Here is a 13,219-nt window from a genome sequence, read left to right on the forward strand (position 1 = left end):
ACTTCGAAAAGCTGGTCTCAGCTTTCCTTCGGCGTCAAAACCTGGCGGCCGCGATACATGCCGGTCTTCAGGTCGATGTGGTGCGGGCGGCGCATTTCGCCGGAGTTCTTGTCCTCGACATAGGTCGGGGCCTTGAGAGCGTCGGCCGAGCGGCGCATGCCGCGCTTGGACGGAGAGGTTTTTCGTTTCGGAACGGCCATGGATATGCTCCACTACATGGTCAAAATGCCCCGATAGCCCTCGTGAAAGGGCCGCGTCAGGGGCCATAATCTGAGAAAGTCGGGTGCCTATACACGCCCTGCGCCGTTTTGGCCAGCGCCGGCACGAATTTTTTTGAGCCGGCGGCGTTCGTCCTAATCAAGACACCCGACATATGCGCCGGAACGGCCGGCACGGCGCTCGATCAGCGACGCCAGACGCCGCAAGCCCGGACCGGGCTTGGCCGGATTGCGGGCAATTGGATTGGGCAGCGACACCGCGAGAAGGGCGGCCTGCCGCCGCGACAGCTGTTTGGCTGAAACGCCGAAATGATGCTGCGCCGCCGCCTCGATGCCGTAAATGCCCGGACCCCACTCGGCGATGTTGAGATAGATCTCCATGATCCGGCGTTTCGACATCACCGCGTCGAAATAGACGGCCAGCGGCAGTTCCACCACCTTGCGCACCGAGCCCAGCGGCCGCGACCACAGGAAGAGGTTCTTCACCGTCTGCATGGTGATGGTCGAGGCGCCGCGCGTTGCCTCGCCGGCCAGCGCATCGTCGACGACGCCGCGCAATTCGCCGAGGTCGACGCCGCGATGAAAACAGAACTGCCCGTCCTCCGACATGATGACCGAATTCGCCAGCACCGGCGACACGTCGTCGATCGAAACCCAGCGTCGGTCGTAGCCGGAAAACGTCGCCAGGTCTTTGACCATCAAGGTCGATATCGGATGCACGAAGGACGGCAGGTAAAGGAAGGTCAGCACAATGGGTATCGCCGCCAGCACGGCGGCGGCGACCAGGCAGCGTCGTGCCAGGCGCTTCAGACCGGCGCGGTTCACGCGCCTCGGTCGCGCCATGTCCAGCCCTTCGATTTCATGATCGACGATCGGTTCAGTCAAGCCGCCCCACCCGCGCCAGTCTCCCGCCTCCGGCATAATGGCGCGAGGCTTCTTGCGCAACGTCTGAGTGTCGGCTACCGCTCCCGGCCATGACGAATGACGAGCAAATGGCTTTTGAAGCCGCACTTTTGGTGCGGGCGGCCGCGATCGAGACCGAGCTCAGGCTGCTGCTCGACGGCAGCACACTGGCCGGCGAGATCGTCCGGCCGCAGCGCCTGATGGCGGCCATGCGCCATGGCGTGCTGAACGGCGGCAAGCGGCTGCGCCCGTTCCTGGTCATGGAAAGCGCCGCGCTTTTCGGTGCCGATGGCGAGGCGGCGGCGTCGCGCGTGGCGGCGGCGCTGGAATGCGTGCATTGCTATTCGCTGATCCATGACGATCTGCCTTCCATGGACGACGACGATCTGCGCCGCGGCCAGCCGACGGTGCACAAGGCTTTCGACGAGGCCACCGCCATCCTGGCTGGCGACGCGCTTTTGACGCTGGCCTTCGATATCCTCGCCGATGAGGCGACAGGCTTGCCGGCGGAGCGGCGCGCAGCGCTGGTGCTGGCGCTGGCGCGCGCGGCCGGCGCCGGCGGTATGGTCGGCGGCCAGACGCTCGACCTCGATGCCGAGCGCAACAGGCCCGACGAGGCCGGCATCATCCGGCTGCAGGCGATGAAGACCGGCGCACTGATCCGCTTCGCCTGCGAAGCCGGCGCGATCATTGCCGGCGCCGCACCGCAGGACCGCGACAGGCTGGCCGAATTCGGCTCGGCGGTCGGCCTTGCCTTCCAGCTCGCCGACGACCTGCTCGACCTGACCGCCGATGTCAGCCAAATGGGCAAGGCGACCGGCAAGGACGCCGCCGCCGGCAAGGCGACGCTGGTGGCGCTGCACGGCACGAATTGGGCGCGCAGCCAGCTCCATGGGCTGGTCAAGCAGGCGCATGAATTGCTTGAGCCTTACGGTGAACAGGCAACCTTGCTGAAGGCTGCGGCAAGTTTCGTCGCAATCCGCAACAACTGACGTCGCGGCCAATTGGATAGCTGAACCCGTTCTCGAAATTTGTCCGTTTTCACTGGCTTAATCAGGGTCACGCGATCGCCCCGAACCAAGTGGGTGCGCTATCTGACCTTGACGACCACCTTGCCCTTGGCACGTCCTGTTTCGACGTAAGCCAGAGCCTCCTTGGTTGCTTCAAAGGGGAAGACCCTGTCGACAACCGGGCGGATCGCCCCATCTTCGATGAGGGACGTGATTTTGCTCAGCTGCTCACCTTGCGCCCACATGAACAGGAACGAAAATTCCACGCCCCGGCGCCTGGCTTTGGTCCGGATACCGCGACTCAGCAGGCGCAGCAGCAGCCTTAGCATCAGGTTCAGTCCCTGCTTCCTGGCAAATTCGGGATCCGGCGGACCGGAGATGGAGATGAGCTTGCCGCCCGGCTTCAGTACATTCAGGGACTTTTCAAGCGTCTTGGCATCCTGGCTGTTCACCACGACGTCGTAGCCCGACAGTATCTTCTCGAAGTCATCTTTCCTGTAGTCGACGACGACATCGGCGCCGAGACCCTTGACCAGTTCGGCACTCGCCGCGCTCGCCGTTGTCGCAACGGTCGCGCCGAGGTGCTTTGCCAGTTGGATGGCGAATGTCCCTACGCCGCCGGAACCAGCCTGGATGAAGACTTTTTGGCCTTTGTTCAGGCCAGCCCTCTCGATGAGAGCCTGCCAGGCGGTCAGACCCACCAGAGGGATTGAAGCCGCTTCTTCCATGCTGAGGTTCGCGGGCTTCAGGGCCGTATCGGCTTCATCGATTGCGATGAATTCGGCGAATGTCCCGATCCGGCCGTCGCGCGGCCGCGCATAGACATCGTCCCCCGGTTTGAACTTGCGGACTTTCGAGCCCACCCTGACAATCCGCCCAGCCACGTCGTGGCCGAGGATGAAGGGCCGGCGATAGGGCAGGATGAGCTTGAATTCGCCGGTCCTGATCTTGGAATCCAGCAGGTTCACCCCTGCGGCATGGACCTCGACCAGGACATCATTGTCCCGCAGCTCCGGCTCCGGCATCTCGGCCAGCCGCAGAATGCCTTTCTTGTTATACTTATCGACGACGAATGCCTTCATGGCAGTGACTTTCTGAAAGTGTCGGTTGGCGTGCCGTTTAGGCGTGAAATTCTCCGTCTCACCGTTGTTCAGACCGGCAAGCGGAACTGCTTGCGCAAGGTCTTGTCGAACATCGCCGCGGGGGCAAAGCGGCGCAGCAGGCTGACCTGGCGCGCTGCTTTTCCTGCGGTATAGCGCCGTCGCGGACGGGCATCGGTCGCCGCCTTGACGACCACATCCGCCACCACTTCCGGCCGATCGGCTTTGGGCATCACATCGGCAAGCAGCGCTTTGAGCCCGGCTCGCGCCTGATCGTATTCCTTCAGGAGAGAATCCGGCTCGATACCGTTCTGGTCGAAGACGGTACGTACGAATGCCGGCTCGATCACCGAAACGCGAATATTGAAGGCACGCACCTCGTGATCGAGCGATTCCGAATAGCCCTCGAGCGCGTGCTTGACCGCCGAGTAATGTGCTGAATATGGCGCGGGTGCCAATCCCAGAATCGAGCCGATGTTGATGATGCGCCCTTCGCCTTGCTGCCGCATCCACGGCAACACCGCATTGGTCATGCGGATGACGCCGAACAGATTGACGTCGAACAGGGCCTGCACCTGTGCCACCGAGAATTCCTCGGCGCCGCCAAGCAGGCCAATGCCGGCATTGTTGACCAGCAGGTCGATCCGGCCGGTCTGCTCCAGCACGGTTGAAACGAGGGCGCTGACGGAGTCACCATCGGTCACGTCGCACGTCAGCATGGGCACCTGCGCCGGACCGTTGCGGGACTTGCCGCGACTTGTCCCGAAAACGGTATATCCTGCCCGCGCCAAGGCCTCGGCGCTGGCGCGGCCGATGCCCGAGGAGGCTCCGGTCACGATCGCGGTTCTTCCCGAAAATGCACCCATTTGATACTCCATAGACATGAGGGCTGGCTTTTTGCCGTTGATTGAATTACAATCGTAATATCACATTACACTCATAATGCAATAGCAGAAAGGAAAGGCCGCCATGCGCTACGAAAAGGGCCGAAAGGATGCATCACGCGATCGGATCGTGGAGGTCGCAGCCCGGCGTTTTCGCGGTGACGGCATAGCTGCGTCCGGACTGGCAACCATCATGGGCGACGCCGGCCTGACGAACGGAGCCTTCTATCCGCACTTTCGATCCAAGGCGGAGCTTGTGCGTGAAAGCCTGGTGGCGGCTATGGAGCTCCAGTCGCGGCAACTGCAGGAAGCATTGGCCGCCGGTGGCCCGGAGATGGGCATAGCAGCGTATCTGTCAGCCGAGCATCGGGATAATCCGGGAACGGGCTGCGCGTCGGCCGCGCTGTTGCCGGAACTCGCGCGTCAGCCACCCGAAACGCGCGATGCCTATACCGAACACCTGCTGGTTCTGGTGCGCCAGTTGTCTGCTGCGCTCCCGCGGACCGAGGATCCGGAAAGCGCCGCCATGGGTGTCTTCGCGACCCTCATCGGCGCCCTTCAGTTGGCTCGTGCGGTGGCTGGGACGGAATTGTCGGATCGCATCCTTGCCGCAGGAGCAGATGCTGCGCGCAGGCTGATCCAGACACCTGAGGGTGGGAAGGCATCCTAGTGGTCGGCGGCGGCAACGGCGACAGCCCGTGACATCGTCATGACGGGTCGCACACAGGAAGGGTCTGCTTTGGAGGCTTGCCGAACCGCTATTCGCGCCGTGATTTGAAGCACGGGTCTAATGCAGATGCCTGAGCTTGTCGGGATTGCGCATGACGTAGACTGCCGCGATCTTGCCCTCCTCGATTTCAAGGGCGGTCGTCTGCAATTCGCCATCGGCTTCCCGCGTAACGAACCCCGGCAATCCGTTGACGAAGCCGACGCGCACCAGCGTCGAGCGATTGTCGCGCAGCCAGGCCGCGACCTGCCTGTACTGTTTCATGACGGCGTCGAAGCCAAGCACCGGGGCCAAAGCCGCCGGACGCTTGCCGCCGCCATCGGCGTGCGAACTGACATCTTCCGTCAGCAGTGCGCCTAGCGCCTGCATGTCGCCGCTGCGTGACGCCGCGAAGAAGGCTTCGGCGATTTCAAGGCCGCGTTGCTTCTCCACCTTGAAGCGGGGCCGCTCCTGGCGGACATGGCCTCGTGCGCGGGCGGCAAGCTGCCGACAAGCTGCGGAGTCGCGCTCGATAGCGATGGCGACCTCCTCGAATTCCAGCCCGAACACATCGTGCAGCAGAAAGGCCGCCCGCTCAAGCGGCGAAAGCCGCTCCAGCGCCAGCATCAGCGGCAAGGTGACGTCCTCCAGATCGTCCTCTTCCACGACCGGCTCGGGCAGCCAGGGGCCGATATAGGTCTCGCGCTGGCGCCGCGCGGATTTGAGCTGGTCGAGGCAAAGCCGCGTCACCGTGCGGCGCAGGAACGCTTCGGGCTCGCGCACCTGCGACCGGTCGGTCCTCATCCAGCGGATGAAGGCCTCCTGCACGACATCCTCGGCGTCGGCCACCGAGCCGAGCATGCGATAGGCGACCCGCATCAGCTTCGGCCGCAGCGGGCCGAAGCCCGCTGCCGCATCCTCGGTTTCAGCCTGAGTCATCAGGCGGCCGCCGCCTTGGCGCTGGAGCGGATTGCCGCAGCGTCAGAGTAGAGCCCGAAGCCGACAGCGATGCGGTTCCAGCCATTGATGATGTTGATCAACACGGTGAGCTTGACCTGCTCCTCGTCGGTGAAATGCGCCTTCAGATCGGCATAGGCGCGTTCGCGGTCCTGTCCTTCGCTAAGCCTCGTCAGCGCTTCGGTCCAGCCGAGCGCGGCGCGCTCGCGATCGCTGTAGCAGGGCGCCTCGCGCCAGGCCGGCAACAGATAGATGCGCTGCTCGGTCTCGCCATTCTCGCGCGCTTCGGTCGCATGCAGATTGATGCAATTGGCGCAGCCATTGATCTGCGACGCACGAAGCTTCACCAACTCGTTCAAGCTGTGCTCAAGGCTGGCGGCGACGGCGAGTTCGGTCGAGCTGCGCTGCCATTGCTTCATCAGCGCAGGGGCAGCGGCGAACAGATTGATCTTGGCGGTCATGATTGGGCTTCCTTCTGTTAGAGTACGACATCATGACGAGACGGGATCGGCTGGTGTGACATGCGGACGAATTTTTCGCCCAACAGCTGATGGGCGCAGGGATGACGCCGATCTCGAGCTTCATAGCCTCGCCTCGGCGAAGATGCGGGACGCCCATTCAAGGAAAGCGCGTAGCCGGGGAGCAAGCTGCCGGTTCTGCGGATAGAGCGCCGATAATGGTGTCGGCGTCGGCGGAAAATCCTGCAGCACCTCGACCAGCGTCCCGTCCGCCAGATCCTTTTCCAGCCGATAGCGTGGTGCTTGCAAAAGCCCAAAACCCAGGCGCGCCAGATCGGCCGCGGTGTCCGAATTGTTGACCCGCACCCTGCCCGGCAGTGCAACCCGACGCACCGTCGCGCCGGTGGTGAACTCCAGCGGCAGCACGTCGCCGGTGCGCGAGGAGATGAAGCCGACGGCCTGATGGCCCTCCAGCACCTCGGGTGATGCCGGCACCCCGTGGCGCTTCAGATAGGTCGGGCTGGCGCAGGTGATTTCGCCGATTATCGCCAGCCGTCGCATGATCATGCCGCTATCCTGCAGGTCGCCGGCGCGAATGACGCAATCGACGCCTTCGCGCACCAGGTCGACCAGACGGTCGCCCTGGCCGATCTGGAGATCGATCTCAGGGTAGCGTTCAAGGAAGGCTGGCAGCTCGGGCAGCAGGAATCTCTGCGTCAGCAGCGGGTGCGCGTCGATGCGCAACAGGCCGCGCGGTTCGGTACTGCGAAATCCGGCCTCGGCGTCTTCGACTTCGCCCAGGATCGAAAGGCAGCGTTCGTAATAAGCCCTCCCATCGAGCGTCGTGGCGACGTGGCGCGTGGTTCGGTCCAGGAGCCTCGTGCCCAGATGATCTTCCAGCTGCTTGATCGCTTCGGTCGCGGTCGAACGCGGCAGGCCAAGATCGGCCGCTGCAGCGGTGAAACTGCGCCGCTCCACCACGCGCACGAACAGCTGCATCCTGTCGAGTCGATCCATACCGTATTGTTCGCCCAATCCGAATACTGCTGTCAACGCCAGGCTGATTATCCGGCGAAGACGACAATCTATATCGGCTCCAGCACAACGATTGGAGATCAACCATGGACAAGTTTCAGGCAAGAACGGCGATAGTGACCGGTGCTTCCAGGGGCATCGGCGCGGCGATCGCCAGACGGCTCGCCAAGGACGGCATTGCGGTCGTCGTCAACTATGCGCGCGGCAAGGACGAGGCCGAGACGGTCGTCTCGGCCATCGAAGCCGCCGGCGGCAAGGCGCTGGCGGTCCAGGCCGATATCGGCGAACCCGGCGGTATGGGTGTTTTGTTCGATGCTGCCGAAAAGGCTTTCGGCGGAACCGACATTCTCGTCAACAACGCCGGCTTGATGAAGCTCTCGCAGATTGCGCAGACGGACGACGCGGCGTTCGAACGCCAGGTCGCCATTAATCTCGGCGGGCCGTTCCGCGGCATGCGCGAAGGCGCGCGGCGCCTGAAGGATGGCGGCCGCATCGTCAATTTTTCCTCGAGCGTGGTAGGCTTCTACCAGCCCACTTATGGCGTCTATGCCGCAACCAAGGCCGGCGTCGAAGCCATGACGCATATTCTGGCCAAGGAGCTTGGCCCGCGCCGTATCACGGTCAACGCCGTCGCGCCCGGGCCGGTCGAAACCGATCTCTTCACCGACGGCAAGAGTGCCGCGCAGATCGAGGCGATCGCGAAACTCATCCCGCTCGGCCGCCTTGGCCAGCCCGATGACATAGCCGGGCTCGTCGCCTTCCTCGCCGGCCCGGACAGCCACTGGGTCAACGGCCAGATCATCCGCGCCAATGGCGGCGCGATCTAAGGATGCCGCACGGCCGCCGGCCGTTCCGCGTCCATATCGATCCCTCAGACGACGGCGCGGCCATCGTCAACGGCGTCGCCGACCGCGTCAGGGCGCAGCTTCTGGAGCGCATCTGCCTTGCCGACCTTCTCCACCCGTCGCCATGACACCCAACCCGAAAGGAACCTTAAAATGCCCTTTGCCAACTTCAAGACGCCGCAGGCCGCCCTCACCAAGGCGCAGAAGGAAGACCTCATCCACAAGACCACGCAGATGTTCGTCGATTATTTCGGCGAAGGCGTTCGCCCCTACACAATGGTGCTGATCGAGGAAGTCGCCGACGGAGGCTACGGCCGCGCCGACGAAGTCTTCGTCATTCCTGATGCCTACCGGGCCAAGGGCGCCTGAGTTCGGGATATCGCATCCCGTCCATGCTTGGCACCCAGGAATGCAATGGATCCGGCGCGAACGAAATTTTAATGTAAATCAAGCGTAATCCCGACCATTAAAATGATGCGTATGTGTTGGGGTTGCGCGTGCCGGAATACTCTTCCTTCATCCGTTCGATCCGGATCCGCTATATCTCGGGATTGCTGATCTTCGCGCTGGCCTCGGCCGCCGTGATGTTTGCGCTCAATCGCGTCAACTCCTTTCGTCACGACGTCGACGCACTGAGCAGCAATCTCGTCGTCTTCACCCGTGATCTGCGCAATGCTTCCAGTTTTGCCGAAACCGCCAGCACCGCCTGGCGCACGGAAACCCGCGACGGCCTTGCCGCCGCCGCGCGCGGCCATTCGCAACGCCTGACCGGTGAGATCGAAACGCTCTCGGCCCAGCTTGCCGCGATCAAGCCGAGCCTGTCGGCCAGGACCCTCAACGAACTCTCCTCCGCTTCCGTCAACGGCGACTTGTTCTGGTCGTCGCGCGACATGGTGCGCAACTTCAACCTGATGTCGGCGGCGCAAAAGACCGACGAATGGAGTTCGCGCGAAATCCTCAACCAGAACGATCTGTTCGTCCAGCCGATGCTGGTACGGGTGCGCACCGCCCTGGACAGTGAACGCCATCTGGCCGACGCCTCCAGCGACCGGCTGCTTTTGTGGGCAAGCGGCCTGTTGTTTGCGGTCCTTGCCATTGTCGCCTTGTGGATCTTCCGGCCGATGGAAAAGGCGATCCGCCGCGCCTTCACCGAATCCGCCACATCCTTGTTCAAGGCCGAAGCCGCCGATCGCGCCAAATCGGAATTCCTGGCCAATATGAGCCACGAGATCCGCACGCCGATGAACGGAGTGCTGGGCATGGCCGAGCTGCTCGCCAAGACCGACCTCACCGCGCGCCAGAAAACCTTCACCGACGTCATCGTCAAATCCGGCAATGCGCTGCTTACCATCATCAACGACATCCTCGATTTCTCCAAGATCAACGCCGGCCGGCTCACGCTCGATCCGGCGCCCTTCCGCCTTGCCGAAGCGGTCGAGGACGTCGCCACGCTGGTGTCGGCGCGCGTCGCTGAAAAGAACCTCGAGCTGATCGTGCGTGTCGACCCGCGCCTGCCGGCCCACGTCGTCGGCGATGCCGGACGGTTCCGCCAGATCGTCACCAATCTGCTCGGCAACGCGGTTAAGTTCACCGAAAAGGGCCATGTGCTGATCGATGTCGGCGGCGAGGTGGTCAACGGTCTGGTCCAGCTCAAGGTCCGCGTCGAAGACACCGGCATCGGCATTCCGGCCGAGAAGCTGGAGAACGTGTTCGAGAAATTCGCCCAGGTCGACGGCTCGTCGACGCGCCGCCATGAAGGCACCGGGCTCGGCCTTGCGATTGCCGCCCGCCTCGTCGACCTGATGGGCGGCAAGATCGGCGTCGAAAGCGAAATCGGCCGCGGCTCGGTGTTCTGGTTCGCCGTGCCGCTGCCGGCGCATCAGCAGGATACCCGCGACGAGATCGTGCCGGTCGACGTGACCGGCGCCCGCGTGCTGGTCATCGACGACAACCCGGTCAACCGCGAGATCCTGCTGGAGCAGCTCAGAAGCTGGAGCTTCGACTGCGCGGCTGCTGAAAGAGGCGCTGTCGGCCTCGCCTTCCTCGACCGGGCCAGCCAGCTCGGTGCTGCCGTCGATTGCATTATCCTCGACTACCAGATGCCCGGCATGAACGGCGCCGACGTCGCCAAGGCGATTGCCGCAGACAGCCGTCTCTCCGCCATCCCGATGGTGCTGCTGACTTCGGTCGACCAGATCGATTTCGGCAAGATGGTCATCGATTTCGGCATTGCCGCGCATCTCACCAAGCCGGCGCGCTCGGCTATCCTGCTCGGCACCGTCATCTCGGTCATCCAGAAGGCCCGCGCCCAGATCGGCAAAGCCCAATTCGTTCGCGAGCCGGTTGTCGCGCAGGCGGCTTCCGTGGCGCCGCCGGCCTTTACCGTCATTCGTGGTCCGGTGATGCCCGCGGCCACGGTGCCCGAATCGGTGACCACGCCGAACGGCCCGATCGATATCCTGATTGCCGAGGACAATGATGTGAACCAGCTGGTCTTCGGCCAGATCCTCAATGGCCTTGGCCTCAGTTACCGCATCGCCGGCAATGGCCGCACCGCCGTCGAGATGTACCGGGCGCTGCGGCCGAAGCTGATCCTGATGGACGTCTCCATGCCGGAGATGAACGGCTACGAGGCGACCCGCGCCATCAGGGCGGCGGAGGCGGCGACAGGCAACCATACGCCGATCATCGGCGTCACCGCGCACGCGCTGAAGGGCGACCGCGACAAATGCATCGAGGCCGGCATGGACGACTATCTGCCCAAGCCCGTTTCGCCCGACCGCCTCGGCAGCAAGATCGGCACCTGGCTCAGCGAGACTGTGGCGGCGAAGACGGCTTGATCAAATCGCCGCGTCCAGACGATAGCGGCGCATCCAGTTGAGACTGGTTTCGTTCGAGAGCCTCGCGACACCAGGCTTCACATCCTCCGCGTTCGGCGCCTGAACGCCGAGCGCTACGCAGATGGCTATCAACGTAGCCGCCGGATCGCTTGAAAGCCGCTCATAGCCAATCCGCAGCGGTATTATCCCCTGCTCCGCAAACCATGTGTTCCAAGCCTTGTCATAGGCTTCGAGTTTGGCGAGCTCATGCCGTATCCGCTCGAAATCGTAGCGGGGTTCCTGCGGCGGCGCGACCCGTTCGATCTCGGTTCCGTCAGGCGCGATATGCCAAAGCCCGGTCTGCTCCGCCTTGATCAGGGAGACCGCCTGCGCCAGTTTGTCCTCGCGCGAAAGGTGGATGTAGAGGACACGGCCGAAAGCCTTTTCAAAACGCGCTTTGTCCGATGGCAGGGCGGGGAAAATCCCGTCGAGGATCGCCGAAAGCTCATCCAGATTTTCCCGCATCAGACGCAGGCCGAAGACATCTGTCCGGCCCTTCCCGGCCCTGATCGCCGCCCGGAGATAGGCGACATCGAAGTCATGCGCGCTCATCGTCTCGGGATGCGGCAAATGCCACTCTTCGGCCCACTCCGCTATGTTCTGCCGCCGGTAGAACGAGTGTGGATCGCCCGCCGTCTTGGTCGATGCCAGCAGGCCGCACAGCAAGGTGCTCCCGGTTCTGGGCGTGCCGCAGATTATGTAGCCGTCTAACATTCACTGCCCTTGTCGCTCACCAGAGCCAAGGCAAGCCCGGCCACTTCAGCGCCGGCCTATAACTGAAATTCCTCCTTGATGCGACGGGCGCATTCGAGCGGCGTGAGTTGGCTGCTGTCGACTTCGAGATCGTAGTCGATGCCCTTGTGGACGCGAGGAAATTGCCAGCGTGCCAGTCCGGGCAGCCTGTCGGCGCGCGCCGCCTCGCGTGCCTCCAGCACCTCCAACGGCGCCATAACGCCGACCAGATGCAGATCGAAGCCCGTCAGCAGCTCGACATAGTCCGCTATCTCGTCAATGAAGATCACGTCGTCGACGATGAGATCGTTGCCTTGCCCGGCCATGGCGGCGATGGCATGGCGCATGCCGCGCATGGTGCGCGTGCCGACCGGTCCGCTTCTGATCACCACCGATGGCTTGCCGTCTTCCAGCACCGTCTCGAAGGAAAATCCTTCGGCATGATCCTGAAGCGCCTCCGGCAGCATATCGATGAAGGCGTCCATCTGGACATGCAGGAAGGGCGCGGAGGTGATTGTCTGCAGCGCCTTGGCGATCGAGCTCTTGCCGGCGCTGCCGACACCATTGAGCAGGACAATCCTGGCTGTCATCTCTCAAACCTTCCAAAGAGCCGCCGCGTCTCCAAGCATGCCTACCGGTTGCGTACCACAATGCACGCGCCGCCGACGCTCTGCAGCTTCTGGCAGATGACATTGGCCGCAGCGCGGTCGTCGACACCGATCCTGACCGCATAGATGCCCCGCCGGCCGATCGGCGTGCGCACCCGGCTGACAACCGGATCACGCCCGGAAAGCAGCGCTGGAAACCGGCTCCGCACCCGCAGCCATTGATTGATCGCCGCACCACGGCGGAAATTGCCGGCCACCTGCACGCCCCATGGCTTCACATTGATCGAGGCCATGGCGACGGTCCTCGACATGATCACCGGCAGCTTGCGGCAAGCCACGGCAAAGCTCATTTTCGCATCGAGCGGCTCGACCTTTCCGGCGTAGGCGCTGTCGGAGAATTTGTCGACCGGCTCGCCCATGACGTCGAAGACGTAAGCTTCGGTCTCCATCGGCAGGAAACCGCCGGACCCAAGCCAGCGCGACACCCGGTTCTCGCCGGCATTGTAGGCGGCTGCCGCCAAGCCGAGATTGCCGTAGCTGGTCTTCATTTCGGCGAGATATTTCGCCGAGGCCGGGATCGCCTGGTCGATGTCGAAGGGATCGGCCAGCCCGCGCATCTTGGCTGTGCCCGGCATGAACTGGGCGATGCCTTCGGCGCCCACCGGGCTCACCGCGTTGGGGTCGAACCGGCTTTCCTTCCAAATCAGCCGGGCGAAGTAATCCTTGGGCAGGCCGTTTTGTTCGGCATGCGTCTCGATGAGATCGCAGACGCGGCCGATCAACCGTTTCGCAGCAGAGCGCGATTGTGGTGGATCGGCGAGTGCCTGTCCGGCGCAACCCAGCCCACAGAGCAGGACCACACCGGCTTTGAGCAGCTTGCGCAT

Annotated in this window: 15 protein-coding genes and 1 pseudogene; 6 read left to right on the top strand and 10 right to left on the bottom strand. The window is 63.3% G+C overall.

What is annotated here, in order from left to right; all coding sequences use genetic code 11:
- Window positions 1-17: 17 nt before the first annotated feature.
- Complete coding sequence (gene rpmF, locus ACWGTI_RS06690) at window positions 18-200, bottom strand: 50S ribosomal protein L32 (RefSeq protein WP_008834724.1); 183 nt, start codon at window positions 198-200, stop codon at window positions 18-20.
- A gap of 153 nt (window positions 201-353) precedes the next feature.
- The gene (locus ACWGTI_RS06695; RefSeq protein ID WP_454573497.1) at window positions 354-1,061 is read right to left on the bottom strand and encodes a biosynthetic peptidoglycan transglycosylase; all 708 of its coding nucleotides are present in this window, start codon (window positions 1,059-1,061) and stop codon (window positions 354-356) included.
- A 131-nt stretch (window positions 1,062-1,192) separates the two neighbouring features.
- Here ACWGTI_RS06695 and ACWGTI_RS06700 point away from each other — a divergent pair, with 131 nt between their 5' ends.
- Complete coding sequence (locus ACWGTI_RS06700; RefSeq protein ID WP_454586333.1) at window positions 1,193-2,113, top strand: polyprenyl synthetase family protein; 921 nt, start codon at window positions 1,193-1,195, stop codon at window positions 2,111-2,113.
- Between the two features lie 98 nt (window positions 2,114-2,211).
- Here the strand turns inward: ACWGTI_RS06700 and ACWGTI_RS06705 are convergent, their stop codons facing one another.
- Entirely contained in the window at window positions 2,212-3,213 is a 1,002-nt protein-coding gene (locus ACWGTI_RS06705) for an NADP-dependent oxidoreductase (RefSeq protein ID WP_454586334.1), read from the bottom strand.
- Between the two features lie 68 nt (window positions 3,214-3,281).
- Window positions 3,282-4,097 carry an oxidoreductase gene (locus tag ACWGTI_RS06710; protein ID WP_454586335.1) on the bottom strand — a complete coding sequence of 272 codons (816 nt, stop codon included), beginning with the start codon at window positions 4,095-4,097 and terminating at the stop codon, window positions 3,282-3,284.
- A 103-nt stretch (window positions 4,098-4,200) separates the two neighbouring features.
- Here ACWGTI_RS06710 and ACWGTI_RS06715 point away from each other — a divergent pair, with 103 nt between their 5' ends.
- Window positions 4,201-4,785 (top strand): TetR/AcrR family transcriptional regulator, encoded by a 585-nt coding sequence (locus tag ACWGTI_RS06715; protein WP_454586336.1) that lies wholly within the window; start codon window positions 4,201-4,203, stop codon window positions 4,783-4,785.
- A gap of 117 nt (window positions 4,786-4,902) precedes the next feature.
- Here the strand turns inward: ACWGTI_RS06715 and ACWGTI_RS06720 are convergent, their stop codons facing one another.
- From ACWGTI_RS06720 to ACWGTI_RS06730, 3 genes are all read right to left on the bottom strand, one after another.
- The gene (locus tag ACWGTI_RS06720) at window positions 4,903-5,760 is read right to left on the bottom strand and encodes a sigma-70 family RNA polymerase sigma factor (RefSeq protein WP_454586337.1); all 858 of its coding nucleotides are present in this window, start codon (window positions 5,758-5,760) and stop codon (window positions 4,903-4,905) included.
- On the bottom strand, window positions 5,760-6,239 hold the full coding sequence (locus tag ACWGTI_RS06725) for a carboxymuconolactone decarboxylase family protein (RefSeq protein WP_454586338.1): 480 nt from the start codon (window positions 6,237-6,239) through the stop codon (window positions 5,760-5,762). The genes ACWGTI_RS06720 and ACWGTI_RS06725 overlap by 1 nt, the downstream gene beginning before the upstream one ends.
- Before the next feature lie 120 nt (window positions 6,240-6,359).
- Window positions 6,360-7,253: a LysR family transcriptional regulator gene (locus ACWGTI_RS06730; protein ID WP_454586339.1), complete on the bottom strand. Its 894-nt coding sequence runs from the start codon at window positions 7,251-7,253 to the stop codon at window positions 6,360-6,362.
- Window positions 7,254-7,357: 104 nt separating this feature from the next.
- On the opposite strand from ACWGTI_RS06730, the gene ACWGTI_RS06735 reads away from it, so the two are divergent.
- From ACWGTI_RS06735 to ACWGTI_RS06750, 4 genes and pseudogenes are all read left to right on the top strand, one after another.
- Window positions 7,358-8,098, top strand: coding sequence for an SDR family oxidoreductase (locus ACWGTI_RS06735; protein ID WP_454586340.1), 741 nt, complete (start codon window positions 7,358-7,360; stop codon window positions 8,096-8,098).
- Window positions 8,099-8,103: 5 nt separating this feature from the next.
- Window positions 8,104-8,244: pseudogene (locus tag ACWGTI_RS06740) on the top strand (oxidoreductase); the annotation flags it as partial.
- Window positions 8,245-8,269: 25 nt separating this feature from the next.
- Entirely contained in the window at window positions 8,270-8,485 is a 216-nt protein-coding gene (locus tag ACWGTI_RS06745) for a tautomerase family protein (RefSeq protein ID WP_454586341.1), read from the top strand.
- A 128-nt stretch (window positions 8,486-8,613) separates the two neighbouring features.
- On the top strand, window positions 8,614-10,956 hold the full coding sequence (locus ACWGTI_RS06750) for a response regulator (protein ID WP_454586342.1): 2,343 nt from the start codon (window positions 8,614-8,616) through the stop codon (window positions 10,954-10,956).
- Here ACWGTI_RS06750 and ACWGTI_RS06755 read toward each other — a convergent pair whose 3' ends face one another.
- From ACWGTI_RS06755 to ACWGTI_RS06765, 3 genes are read right to left on the bottom strand one after another with little or no spacing between them, the layout of a single operon-like run.
- Window positions 10,957-11,709 (bottom strand): Stf0 family sulfotransferase, encoded by a 753-nt coding sequence (locus tag ACWGTI_RS06755; protein WP_454586343.1) that lies wholly within the window; start codon window positions 11,707-11,709, stop codon window positions 10,957-10,959. It abuts the gene before it with no gap.
- A 56-nt stretch (window positions 11,710-11,765) separates the two neighbouring features.
- Window positions 11,766-12,317: a chloramphenicol phosphotransferase CPT family protein gene (locus ACWGTI_RS06760; protein ID WP_454586344.1), complete on the bottom strand. Its 552-nt coding sequence runs from the start codon at window positions 12,315-12,317 to the stop codon at window positions 11,766-11,768.
- A 41-nt stretch (window positions 12,318-12,358) separates the two neighbouring features.
- Window positions 12,359-13,219 (bottom strand): transglycosylase SLT domain-containing protein, encoded by an 861-nt coding sequence (locus ACWGTI_RS06765; RefSeq protein ID WP_454586345.1) that lies wholly within the window; start codon window positions 13,217-13,219, stop codon window positions 12,359-12,361.

This window comes from Mesorhizobium sp. ArgA1, assembly GCF_053714375.1.